Source organism: Actinacidiphila bryophytorum (assembly GCF_016916835.1).
GTDB lineage: Bacteria > Actinomycetota > Actinomycetes > Streptomycetales > Streptomycetaceae > Actinacidiphila > Actinacidiphila bryophytorum.
The window spans coordinates 1-26,918 of the sequence record NZ_JAFFIX010000044.1; the positions used below are offsets into that span (position 1 = coordinate 1).

Below are 26,918 nucleotides of genomic sequence, written 5' to 3' on the forward strand. Positions count from 1 at the left end.
CCCTCCGCCTTGCGATCGCACGCACCAGACGCCGCGGGGCCCGCCCTGTGGGCGGACGGCGCTATTTCCAAAACACGGCCTAGTCGCCGTAGGCGGCGCGCAGCGCCTCCTCGACGGCCGCGCGGGCGGCTGCGCGGTCCAGGCCGAGGCGGCGGCTGCGCTCGACGTACGCCGTCGCCGCCGCGGCCACCTCGCGGGCGCGGGCGTCGGCGGCGGCCACGTAGGTGCCGTGCCGGCCGCGGGTCTCGATCACACCGTCGGCCTCAAGTGCCCGGTAGGCCTTGGCCACGGTGTTTGCGGCGAGCCCCGACTGCTCGGCCAGGCCCCGGACGGTGGGCAGCTTGTAGCCCACCGGGAGCCGCCCGGCGCGCGCCTCCTCCGCGATCTGCCCGCGCAGCTGCTCGTACGGCGCCACGGCCGAGTCCGCGTCGATGGTGATCTCCAGCGTCATGACGGGGATCCTGACACAGCAGGCGGCGCCAGCGGGACCGCACGGTCGGGTCCGGCCGCGTCGTAGGCGATGGTGTCGCCGCCCTCGTGAAGATGCGTCAGGAAGCGCACACCCGCGCGGTAGGCGGCCAGCCCCGCGCGGCAGTAGGCGACCATGTCCTGCGGCAGGTCGTCCAGCGGGTACCAGCCGATGCCCGAGCACTTGTCCGGCTCGCGGTTGACCGGCTCGGCGCCTGCGGCGAGCCGGGCGGCGAAGAACCAGCCGATCCTGGGTGCGCCCGCGGGGCTGCGGTGCTGCATCACCACCACCGCCTCCACCTCGTGCGGGGCCAGCTCGATGCCGATCTCCTCCGCGGCCTCGCGGATCATCCCGGCCCTGACGTCCTCGCCGTCCTCCAGGTGCCCCGACGGCGCGTGCAGCAGCCCGTCGGCGTAGCCGGTGCCCGACCGCCGGGCCAGCAGCACCTCACGGCCGCGCAGCAGGATCAGGTGGACGTCGACGACCTCGGTGTGCCGCTGCCGCACGCGCCCGGCCGTCCCGGTGGCCCCGGTGGTCACCGCGCTCACCAGCTCGGCCGGATCGGTCCCGCGGGGGCCAGTCTGAGCAGCTCGTCGCGCAGCGCGAGCAGCCGGCGCTCCCCCAGCATCTCCACCCACGGCCTGATCGCCTCGGCGGCGGACGCCTCGGCGGCGCGGGTGCAGCGCCAGCCGCGCTCGGTCAGCAGGATCAGCCGGGACCGCGCGTCGTCGGGGTGGGGGCGGCGCTCCACATAGCCCTTGCGCTCCAGCTCGTCGACGATCTGGCTGGCCGCCTGCCGGGTGAACCCCAGGTGCGCGGCGATGTCGGTGACGGTCGCGCCGTCCGGGGCGAGCCGGGTGAAGACGAATCCGTGGGTCGGCCGCAGATCGTCGAAGCCGTGGGCCACCACGCCGGTGTGGATGTCCTGGACGAGGGACCCGGTGGCGCTCAGTAGCGCGGCGGTCAGGCTCATCGCGTCGGAGTACTTCATCGGGACAGCTTGACACATTGGGCAAGCTGCTTGAGTATATGAGAAAGCAGCTTGAACAAGTTACTTGAGCAAGTCTCTTGCCGTTTTCCCTGGGGGTCCGTCATGCCTTTCGTCGCCGCAAGCGAAGCCGTCGTCCACGATCTGCACGGGGTGCGCTTCGCGTCCTATGCGTCCACCACGCGCGGCAGCAAGGAGTTGTGCGCGTGGCGCGGGGAGGTGCCCGCCGGAAGCAGCGGGCAGGTCCACACCGTCAGCCGCGAGGAGGTCTTCCTCGTCCTGTCCGGCTCGGTGCAGTTCACCGTCGACGGCGAGTCGCGGCTGCTCGGCGAGGGGGACGTGGCGATCGCCCCGGCCGGCTCCACCCTCGATGTCGCCAATCCGACGGAGGAGCCGGCCAGGATGTGGGTCACCACGAGCGTCGGGCTGACAGCCACACTGCCCGACGGCTCACTGATATCCCCGCCGTGGGCTAGCTGAAGGCCGACAGGCAGTTCGTCGGGGTAGCGTGCGCCGGGTCGAGCGCGTTGGCCACCTCATGGAAGGCGATGCGGTCGGTCAGCCCGATCGCCACATGCTCGGAGACGTCGGCCGCGCACAGGTGCTGCAGCAGCACGTTGTGCACATCCGGCCCGGACAGCGCCTGGGTCGTGTACGGGGTGACGACCTCGTCGTAGATGGTCGAGATCACGGTGTAGTGCACTCCCGGCACCGTGTCGCCGACGGAGTTGAGGGTGCGGATGAAGGGCGATCCGGCCACCTGGTCGGCCAGGCCAGGGGTGACACCCTGGAGCAGGTCCGCCGCACCGGGGAAGTACGGCAGCAGCGCCGTCAGTCCGTCCAGGGTGGTGCCGTGATTGTCAGGGGCCAGCCCGACCAGGGCGTTCACCTTGGCGGCACCGCCGAGGAACTTCAGGTAGTAGTTCGGCATCATGCCGCCCTGCGAGTGGCCGACGAGGTCGGCCTTGGCGGCGTGCGTCGCCGCGAGCACCCGGTCGGTGAAGTCGGAGAGCTGCTGGGCCGAGTCGGCGATCGGCCCGAGGCCGCCGATCAGGTTCTCGCCGGGGAGCATGCCGTAGTCGAAGGAGTAGACGCAGTAGCCGCGGTCGACCAGATAGGGGGCGAGGACCAGCCAGTTGTCGGTGCCGTTGGCGAAGGTGCCGTGCACCAGGACGACGGGGCGGGGGTGTTGCGCCGAGGGCCGGCAGGAGAAGTCGTTCCACCCACTGGAGGGCGCGGAGCCGGCGGACGCGGCCGCCGTGGGCACCATCACCGCCGCCGCGGTGAGCGTAAGGGCGGCCAGGAGCCGTCGCCAGGGCAGCTTCATAGGATCTCCTCGCAGGTCAGACATGTGGGGGTACATGCTCGCCCTGTGATCCGGATCACTCTTGCGGGGCTCATGACAAGTTACGCACGAGTAGGAAGCGAGGGATAGTTACGCGCGAGTAAAAAATCGCCACCCTGCACCCGTCGCACCGGCCGGACCCTGGGCGTGGCTTGTGACCGCCCGTCACAAAAAGGTGCAAAGCTGGTGTTCCCGCACCGCGCTCTGGGAGATCGCATGACTGCGAGCACCGAAGGCCAGCACCACCTCAGCGCCGACGTCCTGGTCGTCGGGTTCGGCAAGGGCGGCAAGACCGCCGCCCGTGCTCTCGGCGGGACAGGGAAGACCGTGGTGCTGGTCGAGGAGTCCGCGCGCATGTACGGGGGCACCTGCCCGAACGTGGGCTGCGTGCCGTCCAAGGGCATGGTCCACCACTCGCGCAAGCGCCGCCCGCAGGACGACCCGCAGCGCTTCTATGAGCAGTCGGTCGACAAGGTGCAGGACGTACGGGAGTTCATGCGCCAGGGCAACTACGACGGGCTGACCGGCCTGGAGTCGGTCACCGTCGTGACCGGGAAGGCGGTGTTCACCGACCCGCACACCGTCGCCGTCAGCAAGGCCGACGGCGGGCGGCTGACCGTCACCGCAGAGACGGTCCTGGTCAACACCGGCTCCCGGCCGGTCGTGCCCGACACCCCGGGCCTGCGCGCCAGCAGGTTCCTGCTCACCAGCACGGAACTGCTGGAGAGCAGGCACCTGCCGCAGCGGCTCGCGATCATCGGCGGCGGCTACCTGGGGCTGGAGTTCGCCGCGATCTACCAGCGGTTCGGCTCCCGGGTGACGATGCTCGCGCGCGGCGAGCGGTTCCTGCCGCGCGCGGACGCCGACGTCGCCGAGGCGGTGCGCACGATCCTCGACGGCGAGGGCGTCACGATCGTCACCGGCGCCCAGGTGCGGGAGGTCCGCGACGGCGCGGACGACACGACCGTCGTCTACGACGTCGGCGGCACCGAGCACACCCTGACGGTCGACGCGGTGCTGCCCGCCACCGGCCGCGTCCCCGCCACCGACGGGCTGGGCCTGGAGTCCGCCGGTGTGCGCACGGCCAAGGACGGCGCGATCGAGGTGGACGAGCACCTGCGCACCAGCCAGCCGCACATCTTCGCCCTCGGCGACGTCAACGGCGGGCCGAAGTTCACCTACATCTCGCTCGACGACAGCAGGATCGTCCTCGACCAGCTGCTCGGTGAGGGAAAGCGCACCACGGCCGACCGCGGCGCGGTGCCCAACACCGTCTTCATGACGCCCCCGCTGGCGACGGTCGGCATGACCGAGCAGGAGGCCCGCGCGGCCGGCCGCCGGATCAAGGTCGCACGGGAGAACGTCGAGGACATCCTCGCCATGCCCCGCGCCTACGCGGTCGAGGAGACGCGCGGCCTGATGAAGTTCGTCCTCGACGCCGACACCGACCTGATCCTCGGCGCCGCCCTCCTCAGCGTCGACGCACAGGAGCTGATCAACACCGTCACCCTGGCCATCCGCCACCGCATCACCGCAACCGAGCTGCGCAACACGATCTACACCCACCCCAGCTCGACCGAGGCCTTCAACGAGGTCCCCCGCATGATCATCCACGAGGACCCCCCGACCGAGCACCACTAGCCGGTCGCCCCCCTACGACGACCGGCCGCAGCCGGCCTGCGTGGCCAGAGCGGCCGGGACGACCGCGGTCGGGCCGAAGCGGGCGCGGGCGCGGTCGGAGGCGGCTTCTGCGGCGCGGGCCTTGTCGGCTCGGGGGTCGAGGGTGAGCTGTCGGGTGGCCCGGTCGGCGGGGCGGAGGTCGTCCAGGCGCAGCCGGATGGCCCTGACCCGGGCGCGCTGCAGCCCGAGCCGCTGGTAGAGCTCGTGCGCGGCGCCGGCCAGCGCGGCCGAGTGGGCGGTGTACTCGGGCAGCACGCGGGTGCGTACCGAGGTGGACTTGTCGGCATACCGCACCGTCAGGGTCATCGACCCGGCCACCTGCCGTTCCTCCCGCAGGGTGCCGCCCAGCTGTTCCGCCAGCGACAGCAGCGCGGTCCTGTGCTGCTGGTGGTCGAGGACGTCGGCGGGGAAGTCGGCGCTGCGGCTGTGGAAGCGCGGCAGCGCTTCCGGGGTGACCGGCCGCGGGTCATGGCCGAGAGCCCGTTCCCGGATCGCGCGGCCGGCAGCGGCGCCGAGGATGCGCTGCAAGGTGACCGGGGGCAGGTCGGCGACGGCGCCGACGGTGGCGATGCCGTAGCGGCGCAGGGAGCGGGCGGTGGCAGGACCGATCCCCGGCAGTGCCGCGACGGGCTGCGGGCGCAGGAAGGCGGCGACCGCCTCCTGCGTGGTGCCGACGACGGTGACCTGGCCGGGCGGGGTCACGGCCGCGGCCATCGCCGAGATCATCCGGTTGCCGCCGGCGCCGACGCAGGCCCCGCGCAGGTCGAGCAGCGCCACCAGCCGCGCCTGCACCAGGTAGGCGAGGTCGTGTGCGTCCACCTTCCAGAACCTCAACGACCCGGTCACGTCCAGGTCCGCACCGTCCGGCGGGATGGCCTGCACAAGCGGGGTGACGTCCTGCAGCACCTCCAGGACCTGGGCGTACAGGGCCTCGCCGCCCGTCTTCGGCAGGAAGAGCTGGACGTGCAGCACATGCCTGGCGGCTGTCATCCCGCACTTCCCGGGCTGCGGTGGCCGAGTCTGCGCAGGTCGGCGGAGCGGGTGCCGGCGGGCTGGAGGTCGGCGTAGGGGTGGAGGCGGGCGCCGGTCGTGCCGTTCGGCAGGGTCCGCTGGGGCTGCGCGGGGGTCGGGTGGGGGGCGTCCGCGCCCAGGAGGGCGAGGGCGGCCGCGGGTCCTTCGTCGCGCCGGGCGCTGGCGATCCGTTCCAGGTCCCAGGCCATGGTGCCGACGACGGTGCGGCGGGTGCCGCGGACCTGGACGGTGCCGCGGACCAGCAGCAGCCCCGAGTGGAAGACCGTGTGGGCGCAGGCCTCGTGGGAGTCCTCGAAGAAGGCCAGGTCCACCAGGCCGGAGCCGTCCTCCAGGGTGACGAAGATGATGCGCTTGCCGCTGGCGATCGGCGGTGTCTGGGTCGACGCGCGCACCCCGGCGACCAGGACCTGCCGGCCGGCCTGCAGGTCGGCCAGGTGGGCGGCGTCGGTCGCGCCGATCTCCCGCAGCAGCCGGTGGTGGTGCTCCATCAGGTGCCGGGAGACGTCGATGCCCAGGGTGCTCAGTTCGGCGCCGAGGGCTTCGCGCCCGGTCATCTCGGGCACGCCGCTCGGTTCCGCCCCGCCGACCGCGCCCGCCTCGATGGGCAGCTGGCCCTTGCCCGCGCTGCGTGCCCGGGACTGCCGGTGGAGTTCGGCGATCTGCAGCAGCAGGTCCCGCCGGGTCAGCCGCCCGTCGTGCAGGGAGTCCAGCGCGCCGATCTCGGCGAGGCGTTCCGCGACCGGCCGGCTGGGGCGGCCGCGCTGCCAGAGGTCGGACAGCGACTCGTAGGGCCGGCCCGCGGCGATCCGGGCGCACTCCTCCTCGCCGATGCCGTGCACCCCGGACAGTGCGAGCCGCACCCCCCACCGGTCGTTCCCCGCCCGCTCGACGGTGTGCTGCGCCCGCGAGCGGTTGACGTCGACCGGCAGCACCGGCACCCCGCGGCGCCGGGCGTCGGAGACGATGACCCGCTTGGGCCACATGCCGGGGTCGTGCTCCAGCAGCCCCGCCAGCAGGAAGGCCGGGTAGTGCGCCTTGAGCCAGGCGGACTGGAGGGCGGGCACGGCGAAGGCGACGGCGTGCGCCCGGCAGAAGCCGTACGCGCCGAAGGCCTCGACCGTCGCCCACACCTCGTCGCGCACCCCGGGGGAAAAGCCGCGGGCGGCAGCCGCACGGTGGAACCAGTCCCTGATCTGCGGCAGCTTCTCCTTGTCGCCGAGCAGGCGCCGACCCACCTCCGCCCGGTCCTTGCCGCATCCGGTCATCACGTCCAGCGTCTCGATGACCTGCTCGTGCCAGATCGTCACCCCGTAGGTGTCGGCGAGCACGGGTTCGAGGGCAGGGTGGGCGTAGTGCGGGTCGCCGCCGTGCCGGGCGGCGATGTACCGCTCGGGCATGCCGCCCTGCACAGGTCCCGGGCGGAAGAGGCTGATGTCGGCGATGACGTCCTGGACGTTGCGCGGCTGCAGCCGGGACAGCAGGTCCTGCTGGCCCGGCGACTCCAGCTGGAACATGCCGATCGTCTGGCTCTGCTGGATCAGCTGGAAGGCGAAGACGTCGTCCAGCGGGACCTGCGCGGGGTCGTCCAGGTCGATGCGGTCGCCGGTGGCCTGTTCGATCTCGGTGACGGCGTGGGCCATCGCGGACTGCATGCGCACCGCGAGCACGTCGAGCTTGATGTTGCCCAGCGCCTCGACCTCCTCCTTCGCCGCCATCGCCATGGGGTAGTCGCCCTGCGGGGTGGGCTGGACCGGGAGGCGGTCCAGCAGCGTGGCGTCGCTGATGATCACCCCGCAGGGGTGCATGGCCATGCCGTGCACCAGGGAGTCGAGGCCCTCGGCCAGCTCCCACAGCGGCCCGTAGCGCCCGGCCTCGGCGGCGAGGGAGCGCAGTTCCGGCAGTTCGGCCAGCGCGCTGGTGATGTCGCAGGCCCGCAGGTGCGGGAAGCTCTTGGCGATCCGGTCCACCTCGTCGGGGGCGATGCCCAGTGCGAGCCCGGTGTCGCGCAGCGCTCTGCGGGCCCGGTACGTCTCGGGCATCGCGGTGACCGCGACCCGCTCGTGGCCGAACCGGCGGAAGATCGCGTCGTAGCACTCCAGCCTGCGCGCCGACTCCACGTCGATGTCGATGTCGGGCAGCGTGTCGCGCCGGGTGCTCAGGAAGCGTTCGAACAGCAGGTGGTGGTCGAGCGGGTTGGCGGTGGCGATGCCCAGCGCGTGGCAGACCATCGAGCCGGCGCCCGAGCCGCGGGCCGCGACCCGGATGCCCAGTTCCCGGATGTCGGCGACGACCTGGCCGACGGCGAGGAAGTACGCGTCGAAGCCCAGCCCTGCGATGATCCCCAGCTCCTCCGCCAGCCGTTCGCGGGCCTTCCGGTCCCGGTCCAGGCCCCGCGCGGCCAGGCCTGCCGTCGCCTTCTCCCGCAGCAGCGCGGTGGCGCCGCCCCTGCCCGCCCCGACGACCCCGGGCTCGGGGAAGTGCCGCTCCCCCAGCCCGATCTCCCGGGGTACGAGGCGGCAGCCGGCCGCGGTGGCCGCGGTGTCGGCGAGCAGCCGGCCGGCCCGGCGCGGACCCGTGCCGGCACACTCGGCGATGTCCTGGGCGACGCGTGCCATCTCCTGCTCCCCCTTGAGCCAGCGCTGCCCGCCGTCCAGTTGCCGCCGGTCGATGGGCCGCAGCAGCCGTGCGGCGTCGAGTACGTCGGCGAGCCGGTGCTGGGCGGGGTCGGCGTAGCGGACGGCGTTGGTCAGCACCGCGGGCGTGCGGGTGCGGTCGGCGAGCGCGAGGGTGCGGGCGGCCAGCCGCAGCGAGCCGGCTCCCGTGCCGGGCCGGCCGTGGACGACCGCCTCAAGACGCAGGTCCTCGCCGAATATCTCCCACCAGGGCCGCAGCAGCCGCACCGCGACGTCCTCGCGTCCTGCGGCCAGTGCCCGCACCGGCTCGGACAGCGGCCCGAGCAGCACGGTCAGCCCCTGGCCGCCGTGCTCGCGCAGCGCGTCCCACGGCACCTGGACCGGGGCGGCCCGGCTGGCCGTGCCGACGTGGGCGGCGCTGGTGATACGGCACAGCCGCGCCCAGCCCTCCCGGTCCTTGGCCAGCAGCACGAACCGCAGCGGCGGCTCGACCACATGGGCGCCGCCGCGCGCCGGGGTCCGCTGCCGCGGCGGCGGGGGCGGCGGTACGAGCGGCGCCACGGCGAGGTCGATGCCGAGGACCGGCCGCACGCCCGTCTCCGCGCAGGCCTGCGCGAACCGCACGGCCCCGGTCACGGTGTCCCGGTCGGTCAGCGCCAGCGCCTCCATCCCCCGCTCGGCCGCCCGCTGCGCGAGCTGCTCGGGGTGCGCGGCGCCGTACCGCTCGGAGTAACCGGACGCGACATGCAGATGGGCGAAGCCCGCCATGCCGCACCTCCACACTCCACCCCTTTTCAGCCATCCACCCGAAACGTTCCTCGTACGTTCGTTCGATTAGCTTAGCGCGGTACTCCCAGGTCAGCGACTCGGACACGCCCGCGCCGAACGATCCGGCCGCGGAAAACGGTGGCCGGATCGAACGCCTGCACACCATCTCCGCGGCCTGCCAACGGACTTGGCGCCGCGAGCGGCGGCAGCGCCGGGCGCCATGACATTCGTCACCGGGGAGCGGAAGAACCCCTGGGACGCACCCCCCGGTCGTCAGCCGGTACGGCTCGGGTCCTCGGCAGCACGCCCGCGGCGACCGGCACCCCCACCGGCCGAATCAGCCGAAGCGCCCGCGCCCGAAGCCCGCACACCAAAAGCCGCACCCCCCTGCCGCCGCAGCAGCAGGAACCACGCCGCCACCGGCCCGCACACCCCGACCGCGACGAGCTGCAGCCGGTAGTCGGCCAGCGCGACCAGGCCGGCGCCCAGCCCCGCGGCGGCCGCGGTGGGCCCGAAGACCGCGGTGCCCGCCGCCGCGGCCACCCGGCCGACCAGCGCGGGCTCGGTGCGCTGCTGCACCGCGGTGAAGACCGCGACGATCACCCAGGGCAACCCCACGCCGATCGCCAGGGTGCCGGCGAGCACGACCGGCAGCGACGGCACCGCGCGCAGGGCGGCGCCCGTGGTGAAGAGCAGCAGCCCGGCGGCGGCGAAGGTGTGCTCGGGAAGGCGACGCATGACGGCGCCCGCGACGGCGCCCGCCGCGATCGAGCCGGCGCCCTGCACCGCGTACAGCACACCGACGAAGGCGGGCGGGCGGTGCAGTCCCGCGTCGGCCATCTCGTAGATCGCGGCGCTGCTGATCCCTGACAGCAGCATGGCGACGGCCCCCGCGCCCACCAGCCGCAGCAGCGGCGGGCTGCCGCGCAGCGCCCGGACGCCTTCCGCGGTCTGCGCGCGCCAGCCGCCCGGCGCGGGGGCGGGCGGCTCCTCGCGGACCCGCAGCGCGGCGAAGGCGAGCGCGGCCAGCGCGAAGGTGGCCGCGTCCAGCAGGGCGACCGCGCCGCCGCCCCAGCGCAGGAAGAGGCCGGCGCCGGCCAGCGGGGCGAGCAGCTTCATCGCCTCGGTCACGGTCATCCGCAGCCCGTTGAAGTCGCCTCGCAGCTCCGCGGGCACGGCGGTGACGACCAGCCCGGCCCCTGCGGCGTCGGTGAGCACCGCACCGGTGCCGACGGCGGTGAGCACCAGCAGGAGCAGCCAGACATCCCGCCCCGAGCGGACCGCGAGCAGTGCGGGCAGCAGCAGGGCCAGGGCCGCGTTGACCGCGACGAGCAGCCGCCTGCGGCGTACCCGGTCGGCGGCGGTGCCCAGCAGCGGCCCCACCAGGGTGGGCGCCCAGGCGCAGGCGGTCACGGCGGCGGCCAGGCTGCTGGACCCGGTCAGCGTCTTCGCCCAGACGCCGGCGACCAGCATCATCGCCGAGTCCCCGAAGCCGGAGACCAGGATCCCGCCCAGATACGTGGCCGCGCCGCGGTCCCGCAGCACCTTGCGCACCGTCATGACTCCCAACCTATTGCTTGGGGGTCGGCGGGACAATCCCAGCACCGGACCGCCGGGGGCGGTGTAATGGGCGTATGACCGCCACCGATCCCCTGTTGCGCGCCCTCGCCCACCCGGTGCGGCTGCGTATCGTCTCCCTGGTCTGGAACGTGCCGCTGTCGGCCGCCGAGCTGTCCCGCGAGCTGGGCATCTCGCATGCGCTGGCCAGCCAGCACCTGCGCCGCCTCGACGCGGTCGGCCTGGTGGAGCTGGCCGAGGTGCGGGCCAACCGGGGCGGCCGGGAGCGCCGCTACCGGGCGGTGCACGGCTCACCGCTGTCGGACCAGCGGCACGAGGGGACGCGGCTGATCGCCGAGGCGATGGCGCACAACCTGCGGGACCGGGCGGGCCGCAGGGAGCCGGGCGCCGAGGGGGTCACCTCGGACGCGGAGCTGTGGGTGGCGCCCGAGGTGTGGGCGGACTTCCGGCAGCGACTGGCCGCGCTCTTCGGCGAGTTGCACGACGCCGCCCGTGCGCCGCACGCCCCTGGCACGGTAGGAATCGGTGCGACGGTGATGGTGTTCCCTCTCGCGGAACCCGCACCCGGCGAGCCGGACGACGAACCCCAGGAGCGAACGTGAGCCAGGACCCCGCCACCGACACACTGCTCGACCTGCTGCGCACGCAGCGCACAGGAGTGCTGGTCACCCTCAAGCGGGACGGCAGGCCGCAGCTGTCCAACGTGTCGTTCGCCTACGACGACGGCACCAGGACCATCCGCATCTCGGCGACCGACGACCGCGCCAAGACCCGCAACCTGCGCCGCGACCCGCGGGCCAGCTTCTACGTCGGCACCCCGGACCACCGGGCCTACCTGGTCGCCGAGGGCGACGCCGAGCTGACCCCGGTGGCCGCGGACAAGCACGACGCGACGGTCGAGGAGCTGATCGACGTCTACCGCAAGGCCGTCGGCGAGCACCCGGACTGGGACGACTACCGGGCCGCGATGGTCGCCGACAAGCGGCTGGTGATCAGCCTGCGCGCGGACCGGGCGTACGGGATGGGCGCGCTCGGGCACATCAGCGGTCCGCTGGACTGACCGCGGCGGTGGCGTCGGCCGCCCGGGTCAGCCGGGCGGCCACCGTCCGCAGGTGGTCGGCGAGTTCCCGCGGCTCCCTGACCTCGAAGGGCACGCCGAGCATGCCGACGTACATCGCGAGCGCGTCCAGCGACTCGAAGCCGGTGCGCAGTTCGCAGCTGCTGTCGTCGCGTGCGGTGACGGTGCCGAAGCCGGCCCAGGCGTACTGGGCGATCGCCTCCGCCGGGGCGTGCAGCACGACCACCGCCTGGAAGCGGTAGGCGCGCGAGGTGACGCCCTCGGCGACGTAGGCGGCCGCGTCGTCGGGCAGTTCGCGCGGGGTGAAGCGCGGCCCCGAGGGTGACTTGGGCTCGATCCTGTCGACCCGGAAGGTGCGCCAGTCGGCGCGTTCGACGTCGTAGGCGAGCAGATACCAGCGGCGGCCGTGGTGCACCAGGCGGTACGGCTCGACCGCGCGGCGGCTGGCGGCGCCGCCGTGGTCGCGGTAGTCGAAGCGCAGCTGCTCGCGGTCCCGGCAGGCGGCGCCGAGCACGGTGAGCACCTGCTGGTTGACCGTCGGCCCGGGGCGGCGCTGCTGCACGGTGACGGCCTGCATCGACTGGACGCGGTGCCGCAGCCGGGACGGCAGCACCTGCTCCAGCTTGGCCAGGGCGCGTACCGAGGTCTCCTCGATGCCCTCGACGGTGCCGCCCGCGCCGGTGCGCAGGCACAAGGCGACGGCGACCGCCTCCTCGTCGTCGAGCAGCAGCGGCGGCAGCGCGGCGCCGGCGCCCAGCCGGTAGCCGCCTGCGGTGCCGGGTGCCGCGTGCACGGGGTAGCCGAGCGCCCGCAGGCGTTCGACGTCGCGGCGGACGGTGCGGGCGGTGACGCCGAGCCGCTCGGCCAGCTCGGGTCCGCTCCAGTCGCGGCGGGACTGGAGCAGCGACAGCAGGCGCAGCAGCCGTGCGGAGGTTTCCAGCATGCGGGCCAGTCTGCCAGCGGTCGCGGACAGCGGCTGACCGCGTATGCAACGGCCGTACGCCCCCGCATGAGCGGGGGCGTACGGGTCGGTACCGGTGCGGGAGCGGGTCAGTAGACGCTGACGCCGTACGCGCTGAGCGCCTCGGTGACCGGCTGGAAGTAGGTCGTGCCGCCGGAGGAGCAGTTGCCGCTGCCGCCCGACGTCAGGCCGATGGCCTTGGTGCCGTCGTAGAGGGAGCCGCCGCTGTCGCCGGGCTCGGCGCAGACGTTGGTCTTGATCAGGCCGGAGACGATGCCGTCGGCACCGTAGTTGACGGTGGCGTTGAGCGCCTGGACGGTGCCGCTGTGGATGCCGGTGGTGGAGCCGCGACGCTTGACCGACTCGCCGACGAAGGCGTTGGCGGCGCTGGTGATGTCCTGGCTGCCGACGGTGCCGTCATGCGCGACGGAGGTGTCGTAGCGGACGATGCCGTAGTCGTTGCCGGGGAAGCTGGTGCCCACCGTCGGGCCGATGTACGAGCCGGAGCTGGTGTAGTAGTCCGGGTAGCCCTGGGTGCAGTGGCCCGCGGTCAGGAAGTAGTAGGTGCTGCCGCTGCGGACGTTGAAGCCCACCGAGCAGCGCCACTGGGTGGTCAGGATCGGGTCGCCGCCGGAGAGCAGCTTGCTGAAGGTGCCCGACACCCGGGTGATGTGGACGGCGTCGCCGTAGGCGGCCGTGGACTTGGTGAGCGCGGCCAGCTGGGCGGCGGTCACCCGGCTGTCGGCGCTGACTTCGAGGGTGTTGGTGCGCGGGTCGACCGACCACGCGGTGCCGGCGATGTCGGCGGCCTTGGTGAGGTCGCCGGCCTTGGCCAGCTGCGCGGCGCTGTGGGTGACCAGCCGGGGCGTGGCGCCCGCGGCGCGGACGGCGTCGGCGGTGGCCTTGTCGGTGACGTTGACGACGGTGCTCTTGGTCGCGCTGTCGTAGTACGTGCCCGCGGTGCGGTCGGCACCGAGGTGGGCGGCGAGCGACGTCGCCGCTTCCGGGGTCGCCTTCGCTGCGCCGGCGGCCTGGCTGGCGGACGGAAGGGCGAACGCGGTCGCGGCGAGCAGGCCGGTGGTGACGGCGAGGAGTTGTATGCGTCGGGTGGACTTCACTCGTTCCTCCTGTGGGGGTGGAGGGGGAATCTTGTCGATGTACTGTCAGGCGCACCGATAAACGAACGCGACGTCAGCCTGACGGGCACTCATGGGAGTATTCAGGGCTCACAGAGAACACACAAGGGGGCCAGAGCACCGGCAACCTGCTGGAAACACACAAGCCCCGGCGCCCCCAAGTACGCCGGGCGCACCGGCATATGACCCTGGTCCGGTACGCCCGCCGCCCCGGCCCCCGCCCCCGGCGCCCTCGCCGGACAGCCGTACGGCCGTACGGCCGGGTGCAACTGCCGTACGGCCGCGGCGCCGGCCGCTCTGCGTGCGGTCACGACGGCACGGTGCGGGCTGAGCCGTGGAGGGAACGGATGCGGCGGAAGGGTACGAGTGGGCAGGCATGCGAAGGCTCCGTCGACACGCGGAACAGGCACGGGTGGTGCCTTCACACAGCCGCCGCGTCCCTCAACGCGACGTGGCCACAAGGGCCTCACCGAAGGCTAGGCCGCCGCCGTCGCCCGCCGTCAAGCATGTCCAGCCCGTGGACGGCGCGTCTCACCGCGGTTGACGGATCACCGGGGCCGCTGCTGCACTGTGCGCATGCGCAGCTGTCGGCTCGTCACCCGCGACCACATCGACTTCGGTCGGGTGTGGTCGGCGTCGTGTTGCGGGTACTGACCGCCCCCGCCGGATCGACCGGCCTCCACACACGCATGTTCCGCTCTTCCCCGCCCCTCCCTCGGGCCTCCCGCACGGTGTGACACCCCGTAAGTCCGGTCCGGCCGGCGGATTCCGCGGCCGGGTTCAGCAGCTGCAGTCGCAGCAGTCACACCCATCACAACAGTCGCAACCGTCACAGCAATCGCAGTCACAGGCATCACAGCAGTCGCAGGCATCGCACCAGGGATCCTTGCGCTCCCTGCTCCACGGGTTCTCGTGCTCGGTGCAGCACAGCTGGCAGGTGCAGCCCATGACCGTGAAGACCAGGCAGCCTGCCAGCAGTCCGCGCCGCCGGCGCGGCGGCTCGGGCGGGGGGAAGCCGCCGGGGAAGCCGTGCCCTGGGCCGCCGGGAGCGTACGGGCTCTGACCGGGCGTGCCCGGCGCGTACGGATTCCCGCCGAAGGGGTTGCCGCTGCTGCCCTGTACCGCAGTCGCGGTGTCCGAGGTACCGGTGTCCACGACAGCGGCGTCCGCGTGCGAAGGGTGCGCGCAGCTGCGCGATCCGGTGCCGAAGGCCCGGTCGACGGAGCGGTGCAGTTCGTGCACCAGCAGCTGGTGGGTGAGCCGTCCCGCGGACGAGCCGGCGAAGTCGGTGTCGCGCAGGGCCAGTCGTATGCCGTGCAGCGCGTCGTCGCACAGCCTGCGGGCCTCGGCCAGGTCGGTGCCGGTCGCGGTGAGCGGGTTCCAGGCGCCGGTGCGGGTGTCCTCCGCCAGGTCCTCGACCGCGTCCAGCAGGTGGGCGAGCCGGCCGAAGAGCCGCCCCGCCTCCTCCAGGGGTGCCGCGTTGGCGGGCCGGCCGGCGAGGACCGCGGTGTGGGCAAAGGCCGCGGCGGTGGCGGTCTCGGTGGGCTCGGTGACGGTCAGCAGCGGGGTGCCGGGTCCTGCCGCGGCCTCGATCGCACCCTGCCTGTCCACCGCGTCGACCAGCACCGCGGTGTCGAAGCCGAGGTCGCCGCCGGTCCTGGCGCCCGCCCGGTCCCAGCGCCGGGCCACCCCGCGGGCCGCGGCGGCGACCGGCCGCCGCCCGTAGGCGCCGTCGCGGTCCTCCACGTGGTCGCGCATCTTCGCCGACGCCAGCACCAGGGAGACGGCCGCGGCCAGCCGGGCGCCCTCGCCGGTGGCGACCGCCGCGCTGCGCATGCCGCGCAGCGGGCACGGCCCCGCCTTCCTGCGCAGGTCCCCGGTCGCGGCGGTCTGCGCCTCGACGAGGACCGAGATGATCAGGCCGTCGTAATTGGTGGCGATTCTCGCGACCTGGCCGTGCCCGTCGCGCAGCGCGAGGCACAGCCCGCACAGATGCGCCAGCCACGAGGCGGCCATTCCCTCCGACATTCGGTGGCGGCACGGCCTGATGATGCCGAACATGCATTCCCCCCGGTGACCCCTTGCGTCCCGCAATTCCCGCGGGCCACGCCGAAACTCCTTCGGCCGACAGCCGGTCATGTTATCGCCTGTCGGATCATCGCCAGGGAATGCATCATGGGTACCTGCAAGGCCGGGCAGACGGCCTGCGCAGGGCCGTACGGCCCTGGTCGTCACCCGGACGTGAAATGCGTTCCCATCGGATCGTCACCTTCCCTACACCTTCGGCGGCCTGACAGTACGCCACTATCGTGTGTGCCAGTACCGTCACAACTCGCCTGAGTGGCGGCTATCCGCTTGGCGCATCATCCACATCATGGACGACGATAGGACTAGCGGACGGACGGTACTGACCGCGTGTGAGAGAGGAGGCGTCCATGGGATCGGTTCGACGGGCGAGTGCCTGGCTGGGCCTCGTCGACGACAACGGTGGCGAGGGTTACTACGACGAGGAGTACGCCGACTACGGCGAGAACTCCGGGCGTGCCGAGACCTGGGTGACCGATCCGCGGGTGCGGGTCGCCACCGAGGCGGCGCAGGAGCAGGGCCGGCGGATCGCCACCGTCACCCCGGACGGCTTCCGGGACGCACGCGGCATCGGTGAGCTGTTCCGCGAGGGCGTGCCGGTGATCGTCAACCTCACCGGCATGGAGTCGGCGGACGCCAAGCGCGTGGTCGACTTCGCCGCGGGCCTCACCTTCGGTCTGCGCGGCTCCATCGAGCGGGTCGCCACCCGGGTCTTCCTGCTGACCCCGGCCGACTACTCGGTGCTCAACGCCGACGACCGCCGCGGCGGCGACGGCTTCTTCAACCAGAACTGAGCAGGGCTCTCACCGGACCGCGCGGCGCGTCCGGTGGGAGTCCTGCCGTGCGCGCGTCCCTGCCGCCCCGCACGGCCTGTCGGCCGTCCCCGCACCTTCCCCTCCGGAACAATCGTGACGATTCCGACTGTTCTCCGGAGGCGTCGTGCGGTCGTCCGTCCCACCAGAGCCCGGGCCGCAACCCGCGGCGCCCGCCCCGCAGTCCACCGTCGCCGCCACCGGCAGGCTCGCCCGGCTGGGCGCCTTCTGCGCCCGGCACGCCCCCTGGGTCGTCGCCGTGTGGCTGGTGCTGCTGGTGGCCGCGCTCGCCGGCCGGCACGCCGTGGGCGCGACGTTCAGCGACCAGCTCACCCTGCCCGGCAGCCAGTCCGCCACCGGCGGCGACCTGCTGGCGGCCTCGGACCCCGCAGCCGCGGCACCCAGCGGCCTCGTCGTCTTCCACACCGGCAGCGGCACGGTGGCGGCCCGTCAGCAGCCGGTGGACTCGGCCCTGTCGGGGCTCAAGGCGATGCCGCACGCCACCGCCGTGTCCTCGCTGGTCACCAGCAAGGACGGCGCGACCGCGTACACCACCGTCTCCTTCGACGAGCCGCTCAAGTCGCTCGGGCACGGCTACGTCGACCAGCTCGACAAGGCGACCGCGCCGGCCAGGGACGACGGTGTGCAGGTCGCCTACGGCGGCGGCCTCGACCAGGTCACCACCGCGCCGGCCGACGACCTGGGCAGCGAACTGGTCGGCATCGGGGCCGCGCTGGTGATCCTGCTGCTGGTCTTCGGCAGCGTGCTGGCCGCGGTGCTGCCGCTGCTGTGCGCGCTGGCCGGCGTGCTGGTGGGGATCGGCGTGGTCGGCATCGTGGCCGGTGCGATCACCTTCGCCACCGCCGCGCCGACACTGGCCACCATGATCGGGCTCGGCGTGGGCATCGACTACGCCCTCTTCCTGACGACCCGTTTCCGGCAGGACCTGATGGACGGCCGCACCCCCACCGAGGCGGTCGCCCGCACCAGCGCCTCCAGCGGCCACGCGGTGCTGGTGGCCGCGACGACGGTGGCCGTCGCGCTGCTGAGCCTGTACGCGTGCGGGCTGAGCTTCATCGGCGAGCTGGGCCTTGCCGCGACCATCGCCGTGGTGGTCACCGCGAGCGCGTCGCTGACCCTGGTGCCCGCCGCGCTCGCGCTGACCGGCCGGATCATCGACCGCTGGACGGTGCGCAGGAAGCCGGTCGCCGAGACCGCGGGCGACGACGACAGCTGGCACCGCTACGCGCGGATGGTCTCGCGCCACTCGGCGGTCTTCCTGAGCTGCGGGGTGGCGCTGCTCGCGGTGCTCGCGGTGCCGCTGTTCTCGATGCGGCTCGGCCATGTGGACGACGGCGCCGCCAAGTCGGGCAGCACCAGCCGTATCGCCTTCGACCTGATCTCCGACGGGCAGGGCACCGGCTTCGGGCCGGGCGCCAACGCGCCCTTCACGGTGGTCGTGGACGTGTCGCAGGCGGGCGTGCCGGCGAGCCAGATCAGCGACGACGTGGACAAGGCGCTCCAGGACACCCCCGACATCGCGCAGACCACCCCGCTCCAGCCCACCTCGGACGGCAAACTGCTGGTCGGCACGGTCATCCCTTCGGGTGATCCTCAGTCGGCCGCCACCGGGGGGCTGTTCAACGCGCTCACCGGCCATGTGCTGCCCGACGCGCTGCGCGGCACCGGGGCCGGCGGCTACCTCACCGGCACCGCCGCCGGGCAGTTCGACTTCCGCGACACGGTCAAGGACCGGCTGCCGATCATCATCGGCATCGTGCTGGTCGCGGCCTTCCTGCTGCTGATGACGGTCTTCCGCAGCCTGGTCATCCCGCTCAAGGCGGTGCTGCTCAACCTGCTGACCACCGGCGCCTCCTACGGTGTGCTGGTCGCGGCCTTCCAGTGGGGCTGGGCGGTCGGGGCGCTGGGGCTGCCGGAGGCGGTGCCGATCGAGTCGTACGTGCCGATGATGATGTTCGCGATCGTCTTCGGCCTGTCGATGGACTACGAGATCTTCCTGCTGTCGCGGATCTCCGAGACCTGGCACCTCACGGCGGACAACACCCGGTCGGTCGGCGCCGGGCTGTCGGCGACCGGCCGGGTGATCTCCAGTGCGGCCTTCATCATGACCGCGGTCTTCCTGTCCTTCACCGTGTCGCCGACCGTCGTGGTCAAGATGCTGGCGCTGGGCCTCGCGGTCAGCGTGGTGCTCGACGCGACGGTCGTACGGCTGCTGCTGGTGCCCTCCACGATGTTCCTGATGGGCCGGGCCAACTGGTGGTTCCCGCGGCGGCTGGACCGGGTGCTGCCGCATGTGCACATGTAGACAGGGCGCCTTGTCGACACAGCCCTGCGCGGAAGGCCGGCCGCCCCGGCTCAGCCGCGGAAGGCGTCCAGGCCGGTGAGCGCCTTGCCCAGCACCAGCTGGTGCATCTCGACGGTGCCCTCGTAGGTCAGCACCGACTCCAGGTTGGTGGCGTGCCGCATGACGGGGTATTCGAGCGAGATGCCGTTGGCGCCCAGGATCGTGCGGGCGGTGCGGCAGATGTCGATGGCCTCGCGGACGTTGTTGAGCTTGCCGAAGCTGATCTGCTCCGCGCGCAGCCGCCCGGCGTCCATCCGGCGGCCGAGGTGGTGGGCCAGCAGGATGCCCTTGTGCAGTTCGACGGCCATGTCCGCCAGCTTGGCCTGGGTGAGCTGGAAGCCGCCGATGGGCTTCCCGAACTGCTCGCGGCTGCGCGCGTAGTCGAGCGCCGCCTCGAAACTGGCGCGGGCCGCGCCCATCGCGCCCCACACGATGCCGTAGCGGGCGTGGCTCAGGCAGCTGAGCGGGCCGCGCAGGCCGCTCACGCCGGGCAGTACGGCGTCGGCGGGCAGGCGTACGCCGTCCAGGACCAGTTCGCTGGTGACCGAGGCGCGCAGGCTCCACTTGTGGTGGATCTCCGGCGCGCTGAAACCGGGGGTGTCGGTGGGGACTGCGAAGCCGCGGATGCCCTCGTCGGTCTGCGCCCACACCACGGCGACGCCCGCGACGGAGCCGTTGGTGATCCACATCTTGCGGCCGTCGAGCACCCAGTCGGAGCCGTCCTTGCGGGCGCGGGTGCGCATGGCGGCCGGGTCGGAGCCGTGGTCGGGCTCGGTGAGCCCGAAGCAGCCGATCACCTCGCCCGCGGCCATCCGCGGCAGCCACTGCTGCCGCTGCTCCTCCGAGCCGTAGCGGTGGATGGCGTACATCGCGAGCGAGCCCTGCACGGAGACCAGCGAGCGGATGCCGGAGTCGGCGGCCTCCAGCTCCAGGCAGGCCAGGCCGTACTGGACGGCGCTGGCACCCGCGCAGCCGTAGCCGGTCAGCGGCATGCCCAGCGCCCCGATCGCGCCCAGTTCGCGGGCCAGTTCGCGGATGACGGGCAGTTCGCCGCGCTCGTACCAGCCGGCGACGTGCGGCAGCACCCGCTCCGCGGCCCAGCGGCGTACGGTGTCGCGCACCGCGCGGTCCTCGTCGCTGAGCAGGTCGTCCAGGCCCAGCGGGTCGTAAGGGTCGAAGGGCGGCGGCCCCGAGGGGGACGCTTTCGCTGCGGGCGGCATGGCAGGGACCTCCGGCCGGAAAACTAGCAGTGGTAACGACGGGCTCCGGGCCGACGTTACGGATCAGTCTGCCGCGCGTCCAGAGCGGACGGCCGCCGGTGCGGCCTGGCGTGCCGGGAGCCCGGCGTCCCTGCCGATCGCGGGGCGTGCCTCGCGCGGTGCGCACTCCATCGCGCGCGGCAGCCGCAGCGCCGCGCAGGCACCGACGACCAGCAGCAGCGCGCTGACCAGCAGCGTCAGATGCATGCCGAAGACGAAGGAGGTGCGGGCCGCGTGCCGCAGCGCGGCCCCGCTGCCGCCGCCGATGCGGTCGGCGACGTCGTAGGCGCCGCCCAGCGACTGCCCGGCGGCGGCGTTGTCGGCGGCGCTGACGCCCGCGGCATGGGGGGCGTAGGCGGCGTTCATCACACTGCCGAGCAGGGCGATGCCCATGCCGGCGCCGAGCTGGTACGAGGTCTCGCCGATCGCGGCCGCGCCGCCCGCCTGGTGGGCGGGCGCCCCGCTGAGCATCGACTCGTAGGCGCCGAAGAGGGTCGCCTCAAGTCCCGCGCCGAGCATCACGAAGGCGGCGGTCAGCAGCAGCGGCCGGTCCTGCTGGCCCATCGCGGTCAGCGACAGCACGGCGACCGCGGTGAGCAGGAAGCCGCCCGACACCATCCGGCGCGGCCCGAAGCGCTGCAGCAGCCGGGCTCCCGCCAGGCCCGAGGCCATCGCGGCGAAGGTCAGCGGCAGCAGCCGCAGGCCGGTGTCCAGCGGGCTGAGGCCGAGCACCAGTTGCAGGTACTGCACGGCGACGAGTTCCAGCCCCACCAGGGCGAGCATGGCCAGCACGATGCAGCCGACGGAGGTGGTGAAGGCGGCCCGGGCGAACATCCGCATGTCGATCAGCGGGTGCCTGCGGCGGCGCTGGCGGCGTACGAACAGCACCAGCAGCGCCCCGCCGGCCAGCAGCGGCAGCCACACCGAGGCGTCCAGCGGCGCCGCTCCCGCGCCGAGCCGTTTGACGCCGAAGACCGCGCCCAGCACGCCGAGTGCGGCGGTGACGGCGCCGAGCACGTCCCACGGACCGTCGCAGCTGCCGCGGGACTCCGGCAGCAGCAGCCGGCCCACCGGCAGCATCACGGCCATCAGCGGGATGTTGACCAGGAAGACCGAGCCCCACCAGAAGTGCTCGACCAGGAAGCCGCCGAGCACCGGGCCGACCGCGGCCCCCACGGCGGCGACCGCGCTCCACATGCCGATCGCCAGCGCGCGCTCGCGCCGGTCGGGGAAGACCTGCCGCAGGATCGACAGCGTGGCCGGCATGATCATGGCGCCGCCGGCGCCGAGCAGCGCCCGGGCGGCGATCAGGATGTGCGGGGTGGGCGCGAAGGCCGCGAGCGCGGAGGCGGCGCCGAAGAGGGCGTAGCCGGTGAGCAGCACCTTGCGGCGGCCGATGCGGTCGCCGAGGGTCCCGAAGAGGATCAGCAGCGAGGCGGCGATCAGCGGGTAGGCGTCGACGATCCACAGCAGGTCCTGGGCGCCGGGGTGCAGGTCCTCGGTGAGCGCGGGCACCGCCACGTGCAGCACGGTCGCGTCCAGCGCGACGATGAGCAGGCTGACGCAGAGGACCACCAGGATGGTCCACCTGCCGGCCTGCCGTGCCACGCGCCCACCTCCCACGTACGGATGAGCCGCCAGCGTACGCGAGACCCGGCGCGGCCCCCGCCGGCGAAGGAGCCGCAGCCGGACGCCGGGCACCGGCGATCGGACGGGAAACTCCGGAGAAAGGTCGGGGAAATAAGCGATAAATAAGAACACGGCGATGTGAGTATCAACACCCGAACATAAACTTCAGACCTTCCCGCATTCCGCCGAAACCCCCGTCTGCCAAAGGGGTGGTGAGACGCAGTCCACATCACATCGTCATTACAAAGCAGGCCGTTCGGCCGACCAATGCCGTCACACGCTGTAACGTCGATTGGGTGCGTACCGATGACAGGCTCGACCGCGCGGCGGAGCGCCCGGCCCACCGCGCCCTGGGGCGGATGAGTCGAACACGCGTATGGCTGTTCGGTGCGACGCTGGCGGTCTACGTGGCCATCGTCGTGGGCGTCCTGACCACCTCCAAGCTGGTGACGCTCGACTGGCAGGTGATGCTCTGGCGTCCCTACAAGCAATGGCCGCAGATCCACGCGTTCCTGGACTATTTCGTGGTTCTCGGGCAGCGCGGCCCGACCGCGGTGATGGTGCTCGCCTGGCTGGGCTGGCGGGCGTGGCGCCACAGGACCCTGCACCCCCTGCTGGTGCTCGGCACCTCCCTACTGCTGCTGAACATCACCGTGGGGGCCGTGAAATACGGCCTCGGACGCCTCGGACCGCATTACGCGACGAGCGTCGGATCGGCCGAGATGTTCGCCGGCGGCGATATATTTCCCTCGGGTCACACCGCCAACGCGGTGGTGACCTGGGGTGTTCTGGCCTATCTGGCCACCACGCCGCGGGCCAGGCGCTGGGGCTCGATCGCCAGCGCGCTGCTGGCGCTGGGCGTCGGCGCCACCACGGTCTACCTCGGCACGCACTGGGTCAGCGACGTGCTGCTCGGCTGGGCCGCGGGCCTGCTGATCCTGCTGGCGCTGCCCTGGTTCGAGCCGGCGATGGCCTCTGCCGAGGCCTTCCTGACCGGCGTCTGGGCGCGCCGCCGCCGCCCGCGCAGCCTGGCACGGCAGGCGGTGCCCGCCGGCGCGCTGGCCCTCACCGAGGACGAGGCCGCGTCGGCCGCCCGGCACCCGCTCGCCGCCGGCAGCGCCACCGCCGCCGCGACGGCGACCGCGCCGGGCGCCAACAGCCCGCACGCGCCGGGCCGGCCGCCGACCGGCCGCCACGAGCGCACCCCGACCACCCCTGCGGGCAGCCGCCGGCCGCCGGTCGAACGTCCGCGCCCGGCACCCCCGCTGGTGCACCAGCAGGCGGCCCGCGGGCGCGGGGTCGTCGGCTGACCCACCCGGACGGCCCAACGGGCCGGACGCCGTTTTCCCACGGTGTCCGGCCCGTCGGCATGTCGGCCGTTCAGCCCATCCAGCAGCGCTGCACCCGGCCGTCGGCCACGGTGAAGTTCAGCCGGCCGGCCATGTACTCCATCGTCACCACCGCGTCCGGCGGCAGGCTGCGCACGGTCTGCCAGCCGCGGTCGTACGCCCGCTGCTCGGCCTGCGCCTGCGGGAGTCCCGGGTACGCGCCGAGGTCGTCGTGCGGGTTGGGGGCGGGGAAGGGCGGCCGCCGGCCGTCCTGGCCGCCGGGGTCCTGGTCGTGCGGTGTGGGCGCCATGCCTGCCACGGTAGGCCGCCGGACGGGTGGACGCGGCCGCCCGGTGTGCCGTGTCACGGATCGTGCAATTCACACCTACGCCATACGTGCGAATACCGCCGCGCAATGGAATTCCTGTGCACACAGCTTCCGCACAACTTCTCCGCAAATGCCGCCACCGGGTGACCGGTATGCGGGACGGATTGGGATTCTGCCGCCCCGTCAGCGGCCCCCGGCCCGCCGCCGGGCCTTTCCCGCCGCCGCCCGGCCGGCCGCCCCCGCCGCGTCCAGCAGGGCCGGCACCGCCCCCGCCGTACGCGTCGCCGTGGCGCGCACGGCGGCCCGCGCACCGGCCGCGGGACGGCGCCGGGCCTCCAGCAGCTCGGCGAAGAGCCGCACGTGGCGCTCGGCGACCAGCGCGGGGTCGTAGGCCGCCGCCTCGGCCAGTGCGGCCCTGCCCATCTCCCGGCGCCGGTCCCCGTCCCCGATCAGCTCCAGCAGCGCGGCCGCGATGGCGGGGACGTCGCGCGGCGGCACCAGCAGCCCGGTCACCCCGTCCCTGACGATCTCCCGCGGGCCGAGCGGGCAGTCCGTGGCGACCACCGGCAGCCCCGCCCGCATGCCCTCCACGATCGTCATACCGAAGGACTCCATCGAGGAGGTGACCGCGAGGATCGACCCCTTGGCCAGCTCCGGCTCGATCGGCGCGGCCGTGCCCATCAGCCGGACGTGTTCGCCCAGGCCCAGTTCCGCGATCAGCGCGGCCAGCGCCGCGTGCTTGTCGCCCTTGCCGTACAGCCGCAGCGTCCAGTCGGGCCGGGCGGCGGCGACCGTGGCGAAGGCGCGGACCAGGTCGTCGTAGCGCTTGGCCTCGGAGAGCCGGCCCGCGGCCACCACGACCGGCGCGGAGCCGTCGGAGACCGCGGCGCCCGCCGACGGCACGCCGTTGGGTATCCCGACGGCCCGGATGCCGGGCATCCTGCGGCGGTAGACGGCCGCGTCGGCCTGCGTGGTGGTGGTGACCGCGTCCAGGGCCGCATACCGGCGGCGCAGGGCCAGGGTGAGCCGGGTGGAGTGGGTGTCGAGGGTCAGGTGCTCCTGGGCGACCCTGACCAGCCGCCGCGGGGCCTGCCGGGCGATGTGCACGTTGAGCCCTGGCCGGGTGCCGACCACCACGTCGGCGTCCAGGCCCGCGAGGTAGCCGCCGATCAGGTCGTCGGTCAGCGCGCTGTACTCGGCGTACGTGCGGTCGCCGCGCGGGAAGACCGCGGAGGGGCGCCCTGCCCGCGGGTCGTCGCGCAGCCGGGCCGGGTTGCCGGCCCGCAGGTCGGCCAGCGGGCGCAGCCGCACCCGCGGGTCGTAGTCGAAGGCGGGCACCTCGCGGCTGCGGAAGACCGAGGCGACCTCGACGTCGTGCTCGGCGGCGAGCGCCCCCGCCAGGTTGCAGACGGTGCGTATGGTGCCGCCGATCCCGTAGGCGTTGTGCAGCAGGAAAACGATGCGCATCGGTGTGTCAGGTCCCCCCGGGCCGCCTCCCGCCCCGGCAGCGGGCCGGGGGCTGACGGAGTGTCACTCCCCGACCCTAACAACTGCCGGACACCGAACCCGGGTTCAGGGTGCGGACGCCCGGCGTCCGCATCGCGGGATCAGTTGACGGTCAGGACCAGCCCGGGGGCCAGCTTGTCCGGGTCGGCGCCGACGGACGCCCGGTTCAGTGCGTAGAGCTGCTGCCAGCCGCCGGACACGCCGTATGCGGCGGCGATGGAGGACAGCGTCTCGCCGCTGCGCACGGTGTGCACCAGGTGCGTGTGGTCGCTCAGCCCGAGCCGCTTGGAGCACACCGGCCACGCGCCCCAGCCCTGCACCTTCAGTACGGCCTCTGCGACGGCGATCTGCTGCTCGCGGGTGGCCAGGTCGGCGCGCTTGGCGTACTTCAGGCCGCCGAACAGCTCCCAGGTCGGCTGCCAGAACTGCAGCCCGCCGTAGAAGCTGTTGCCGGTGTTGATGTGCCAGTTGCCGCTGCTCTCGCACATCGCGATGTCGTCCCACACCGAGCGGACCCGGGCTCCTGTCCCGGCCGCCGCGCGTGCGGGGCGCTCGGCGGGCGTGCCTTGCGCCGCGTGGGCGGACGCGGGGTGCGCGGTGGCGGGTTGCGCTGCCTGGGCGGGCTGGGCGAGCAGCGGCAGCAGGGCTGCGGTGCCGAGACCGGCGAGGACGGCAGCGCGGTGCCGCCGCGGGATATGACGATAAGACGATTTCTCGCTCATCGGCCCACGCTAAGCACGCACTCCCCCGCGTTCTGCGGCGGCGCGCCCTGCCTCGCGCCGCACCGCACCCGTTCGGCCCACCCCTTCCCGCCGCCTGCCTGCGGGGCTCGAACCGGCGGCGCGGCAAACCGTGACTCCCGGCGCAGACCGGCCGTTGTCACAGTGCGCCGGGGCAGGCCCGGCCAAACGGACCAAGGAGACTCCCGTGGCGCCCCTGCTCGACGTGAGCGACGAGGTACGAGCCGAGATCGGCGAGGAGGAGACACAGCGGCTCCTCGCCGGCGAGAACGCGCCGGGCACGTACGACTGCACGTCCTGCCGCACCCCCGGGGACACCGGGCAGGAGCGGACGAGCACCGTGCTCTTCGTCGGCGACGAGACCGCGGTACTGGCCTTCGCGCACGCCGCCTGCATCCCCTCCCAGGTCGTGCCGGTCTCCGAGGAGCAGCTGCAGGGCGCGGTGCGCAGCATCTCCGGCGACGAGCAGCCGGCCGTGCCGGCCTTCCAGACGCCCCTGCCCGCGCCTGCCGCCGCCCCGGCCGCCGTCCCCTCCCCCGCCGCCGGGGCCACGCCCGCGCCCGCGCCCCGGCAGGCGGTGCTCGGCATCACCTGCGGGCTGATCATCGTCGAGGAGGCGCTGCGGCCCGCCCTGGTCATCGAGCCGACCGGCCCGGTCGCCCGGGTCGGCGCGACCGGCGGCGGCGACGACTTCCTGCCGCTGCTCATCGAGCAGGGCTTCATGCCGCAGCTCGACCTGGAGGCCCCGCCCTCGCCGCTGGCCGGCTGGTCGGTGCTGCTCGCCATGGGCAAGCTGCACGCCGTCCTCCAGCCCCCCGTCGGCAGCGCCCCCGCCACCGCCTGGTGGCAGGCCCACCAGCCGCTCCAGGTCAGCGACGGCTGGCGGGCGGCGGTCAGCCGCACCAACGCGGTCTACGTGTACGCAGGACCCGCGGGGTCCATCGGGCGGCAGCCGCGCGAGGACCTCATGCGTGATGCCCTCGCCAAGGCCTGTGCCAGGGGGCAGCTGGTGGCGGCCACCATGCCCCTCGCGGGCACCTGAGGCGGGGCTTCCCCCTTACGCAGGGGTGCGCTTCCGCCGGCCGCGGCGGCTTGAGCTGTTCCCCTTCCGCGGGGGGCACGCTTCCGCAGGCCGCGCCGGCTTGAGCGGTTCCCCTTCCGCGGGGGCTTCTTTTCTGCGGGCCGCGGCGAGCGTTTC

The 26,918-nt window shown here is 73.4% G+C and carries 22 protein-coding genes and 1 pseudogene; 8 read left to right on the forward strand and 15 right to left on the reverse strand.

Annotation, left to right across the window (positions count from 1 at the left end):
* Window positions 1-79: 79 nt before the first annotated feature.
* The 3 genes and pseudogenes from JT723_RS33730 to JT723_RS33740 form a co-directional block, all read right to left on the reverse strand.
* Window positions 80-451, reverse strand: coding sequence for a GntR family transcriptional regulator (locus tag JT723_RS33730; RefSeq protein ID WP_205048703.1), 372 nt, complete (start codon window positions 449-451; stop codon window positions 80-82).
* Window positions 448-969 (reverse strand): annotated as a pseudogene (locus JT723_RS33735) (NUDIX hydrolase); the annotation flags it as partial. The gene JT723_RS33730 and the pseudogene JT723_RS33735, both read right to left, overlap by 4 nt.
* A 44-nt stretch (window positions 970-1,013) precedes the next feature.
* Window positions 1,014-1,460, reverse strand: coding sequence for a MarR family winged helix-turn-helix transcriptional regulator (locus JT723_RS33740; RefSeq protein WP_205048705.1), 447 nt, complete (start codon window positions 1,458-1,460; stop codon window positions 1,014-1,016).
* Window positions 1,461-1,562: 102 nt separating this feature from the next.
* Between JT723_RS33740 and JT723_RS33745 the strand changes: the two genes are divergently transcribed.
* Window positions 1,563-1,937: a cupin domain-containing protein gene (locus tag JT723_RS33745; protein ID WP_205048706.1), complete on the forward strand. Its 375-nt coding sequence runs from the start codon at window positions 1,563-1,565 to the stop codon at window positions 1,935-1,937.
* Here JT723_RS33745 and JT723_RS33750 read toward each other — a convergent pair.
* On the reverse strand, window positions 1,930-2,784 hold the full coding sequence (locus JT723_RS33750; protein WP_240166622.1) for an esterase/lipase family protein: 855 nt from the start codon (window positions 2,782-2,784) through the stop codon (window positions 1,930-1,932). The genes JT723_RS33745 and JT723_RS33750 overlap by 8 nt on opposite strands.
* Before the next feature lie 234 nt (window positions 2,785-3,018).
* On the opposite strand from JT723_RS33750, the gene JT723_RS33755 reads away from it, so the two are divergent.
* Window positions 3,019-4,443, forward strand: coding sequence for a dihydrolipoyl dehydrogenase family protein (locus JT723_RS33755; RefSeq protein ID WP_205048708.1), 1,425 nt, complete (start codon window positions 3,019-3,021; stop codon window positions 4,441-4,443).
* A 12-nt stretch (window positions 4,444-4,455) separates the two neighbouring features.
* Here the strand turns inward: JT723_RS33755 and JT723_RS33760 are convergent, their stop codons facing one another.
* From JT723_RS33760 to JT723_RS33770, 3 genes are all read right to left on the reverse strand, one after another.
* Window positions 4,456-5,472, reverse strand: coding sequence for a DNA polymerase Y family protein (locus JT723_RS33760; protein ID WP_205048709.1), 1,017 nt, complete (start codon window positions 5,470-5,472; stop codon window positions 4,456-4,458).
* The gene (locus JT723_RS33765) at window positions 5,469-8,915 is read right to left on the reverse strand and encodes a DNA polymerase III subunit alpha (protein ID WP_205048710.1); all 3,447 of its coding nucleotides are present in this window, start codon (window positions 8,913-8,915) and stop codon (window positions 5,469-5,471) included. Before JT723_RS33765 ends, JT723_RS33760 begins: the two co-directional genes overlap by 4 nt.
* A gap of 273 nt (window positions 8,916-9,188) precedes the next feature.
* Window positions 9,189-10,475: an MFS transporter gene (locus JT723_RS33770; protein WP_205048711.1), complete on the reverse strand. Its 1,287-nt coding sequence runs from the start codon at window positions 10,473-10,475 to the stop codon at window positions 9,189-9,191.
* Window positions 10,476-10,549: 74 nt separating this feature from the next.
* Between JT723_RS33770 and JT723_RS33775 the strand changes: the two genes are divergently transcribed.
* On the forward strand, window positions 10,550-11,095 hold the full coding sequence (locus JT723_RS33775) for an ArsR/SmtB family transcription factor (RefSeq protein WP_205048712.1): 546 nt from the start codon (window positions 10,550-10,552) through the stop codon (window positions 11,093-11,095).
* Window positions 11,092-11,553 carry a PPOX class F420-dependent oxidoreductase gene (locus JT723_RS33780; RefSeq protein WP_205048713.1) on the forward strand — a complete coding sequence of 154 codons (462 nt, stop codon included), beginning with the start codon at window positions 11,092-11,094 and terminating at the stop codon, window positions 11,551-11,553. Before JT723_RS33775 ends, JT723_RS33780 begins: the two co-directional genes overlap by 4 nt.
* Here JT723_RS33780 and JT723_RS33785 read toward each other — a convergent pair.
* The 3 genes from JT723_RS33785 to JT723_RS33795 form a co-directional block, all read right to left on the reverse strand.
* Window positions 11,534-12,514 carry a helix-turn-helix transcriptional regulator gene (locus tag JT723_RS33785; protein WP_205048714.1) on the reverse strand — a complete coding sequence of 327 codons (981 nt, stop codon included), beginning with the start codon at window positions 12,512-12,514 and terminating at the stop codon, window positions 11,534-11,536. The genes JT723_RS33780 and JT723_RS33785 overlap by 20 nt on opposite strands.
* 107 nt (window positions 12,515-12,621) lie before the next feature.
* Window positions 12,622-13,650, reverse strand: a complete 1,029-nt coding sequence (locus JT723_RS33790) for a S1 family peptidase (RefSeq protein WP_251513824.1) — start codon at window positions 13,648-13,650, stop codon at window positions 12,622-12,624.
* A gap of 798 nt (window positions 13,651-14,448) precedes the next feature.
* Window positions 14,449-15,729, reverse strand: a complete 1,281-nt coding sequence (locus tag JT723_RS33795) for a DUF5685 family protein (RefSeq protein WP_205048715.1) — start codon at window positions 15,727-15,729, stop codon at window positions 14,449-14,451.
* A gap of 374 nt (window positions 15,730-16,103) precedes the next feature.
* On the opposite strand from JT723_RS33795, the gene JT723_RS33800 reads away from it, so the two are divergent.
* Entirely contained in the window at window positions 16,104-16,547 is a 444-nt protein-coding gene (locus JT723_RS33800) for a cell division protein SepF (RefSeq protein ID WP_205048716.1), read from the forward strand.
* Between the two features lie 145 nt (window positions 16,548-16,692).
* Window positions 16,693-18,891, forward strand: coding sequence for an MMPL family transporter (locus JT723_RS33805; protein WP_205048717.1), 2,199 nt, complete (start codon window positions 16,693-16,695; stop codon window positions 18,889-18,891).
* A gap of 50 nt (window positions 18,892-18,941) precedes the next feature.
* Here the strand turns inward: JT723_RS33805 and JT723_RS33810 are convergent, their stop codons facing one another.
* Window positions 18,942-20,150, reverse strand: a complete 1,209-nt coding sequence (locus JT723_RS33810) for an acyl-CoA dehydrogenase family protein (RefSeq protein WP_205048718.1) — start codon at window positions 20,148-20,150, stop codon at window positions 18,942-18,944.
* A 63-nt stretch (window positions 20,151-20,213) separates the two neighbouring features.
* Complete coding sequence (locus tag JT723_RS33815) at window positions 20,214-21,797, reverse strand: MFS transporter (protein WP_251513827.1); 1,584 nt, start codon at window positions 21,795-21,797, stop codon at window positions 20,214-20,216.
* A gap of 317 nt (window positions 21,798-22,114) precedes the next feature.
* On the opposite strand from JT723_RS33815, the gene JT723_RS33820 reads away from it, so the two are divergent.
* The gene (locus tag JT723_RS33820; protein ID WP_251513830.1) at window positions 22,115-23,128 is read left to right on the forward strand and encodes a phosphatase PAP2 family protein; all 1,014 of its coding nucleotides are present in this window, start codon (window positions 22,115-22,117) and stop codon (window positions 23,126-23,128) included.
* Between the two features lie 70 nt (window positions 23,129-23,198).
* On the opposite strand, the gene JT723_RS33825 is transcribed toward JT723_RS33820, so the two are convergent.
* From JT723_RS33825 to JT723_RS33835, 3 genes are all read right to left on the reverse strand, one after another.
* A complete protein-coding gene (locus tag JT723_RS33825; protein ID WP_205048719.1) occupies window positions 23,199-23,456 on the reverse strand; it encodes an I78 family peptidase inhibitor in 258 nt (85 codons plus the stop codon).
* A gap of 201 nt (window positions 23,457-23,657) precedes the next feature.
* Window positions 23,658-24,941, reverse strand: a complete 1,284-nt coding sequence (locus JT723_RS33830; RefSeq protein WP_205048720.1) for a glycosyltransferase — start codon at window positions 24,939-24,941, stop codon at window positions 23,658-23,660.
* A gap of 140 nt (window positions 24,942-25,081) precedes the next feature.
* Entirely contained in the window at window positions 25,082-25,702 is a 621-nt protein-coding gene (locus JT723_RS33835) for a LysM peptidoglycan-binding domain-containing protein (RefSeq protein WP_205048721.1), read from the reverse strand.
* Window positions 25,703-25,907: 205 nt separating this feature from the next.
* Here JT723_RS33835 and JT723_RS33840 point away from each other — a divergent pair, with 205 nt between their 5' ends.
* Window positions 25,908-26,762: a DUF8842 C-terminal domain-containing protein gene (locus tag JT723_RS33840; RefSeq protein WP_205048722.1), complete on the forward strand. Its 855-nt coding sequence runs from the start codon at window positions 25,908-25,910 to the stop codon at window positions 26,760-26,762.
* The last annotated feature ends 156 nt before the right edge of the window (window positions 26,763-26,918 follow it).

Bases quoted from the DNA above. Each gene is read 5' to 3' on its own strand.
- JT723_RS33730 (WP_205048703.1), bottom strand. From the start codon at position 451: ATGACGCTGGAGATCACCATCGACGCGGACTCGGCCGTGGCGCCGTAC.
- JT723_RS33740 (WP_205048705.1), bottom strand. From the start codon at position 1,460: ATGAAGTACTCCGACGCGATGAGCCTGACCGCCGCGCTACTGAGCGCC.
- JT723_RS33745 (WP_205048706.1), top strand. From the start codon at position 1,563: ATGCCTTTCGTCGCCGCAAGCGAAGCCGTCGTCCACGATCTGCACGGG.
- JT723_RS33750 (WP_240166622.1), bottom strand. From the start codon at position 2,784: ATGAAGCTGCCCTGGCGACGGCTCCTGGCCGCCCTTACGCTCACCGCG.
- JT723_RS33755 (WP_205048708.1), top strand. From the start codon at position 3,019: ATGACTGCGAGCACCGAAGGCCAGCACCACCTCAGCGCCGACGTCCTG.
- JT723_RS33760 (WP_205048709.1), bottom strand. From the start codon at position 5,472: ATGACAGCCGCCAGGCATGTGCTGCACGTCCAGCTCTTCCTGCCGAAG.
- JT723_RS33765 (WP_205048710.1), bottom strand. From the start codon at position 8,915: ATGGCGGGCTTCGCCCATCTGCATGTCGCGTCCGGTTACTCCGAGCGG.
- JT723_RS33770 (WP_205048711.1), bottom strand. From the start codon at position 10,475: ATGACGGTGCGCAAGGTGCTGCGGGACCGCGGCGCGGCCACGTATCTG.
- JT723_RS33775 (WP_205048712.1), top strand. From the start codon at position 10,550: ATGACCGCCACCGATCCCCTGTTGCGCGCCCTCGCCCACCCGGTGCGG.
- JT723_RS33785 (WP_205048714.1), bottom strand. From the start codon at position 12,514: ATGCTGGAAACCTCCGCACGGCTGCTGCGCCTGCTGTCGCTGCTCCAG.
- JT723_RS33795 (WP_205048715.1), bottom strand. From the start codon at position 15,729: ATGTTCGGCATCATCAGGCCGTGCCGCCACCGAATGTCGGAGGGAATG.
- JT723_RS33800 (WP_205048716.1), top strand. From the start codon at position 16,104: ATGGGATCGGTTCGACGGGCGAGTGCCTGGCTGGGCCTCGTCGACGAC.
- JT723_RS33810 (WP_205048718.1), bottom strand. From the start codon at position 20,150: ATGCCGCCCGCAGCGAAAGCGTCCCCCTCGGGGCCGCCGCCCTTCGAC.
- JT723_RS33825 (WP_205048719.1), bottom strand. From the start codon at position 23,456: ATGGCGCCCACACCGCACGACCAGGACCCCGGCGGCCAGGACGGCCGG.
- JT723_RS33830 (WP_205048720.1), bottom strand. From the start codon at position 24,941: ATGCGCATCGTTTTCCTGCTGCACAACGCCTACGGGATCGGCGGCACC.
- JT723_RS33835 (WP_205048721.1), bottom strand. From the start codon at position 25,702: ATGAGCGAGAAATCGTCTTATCGTCATATCCCGCGGCGGCACCGCGCT.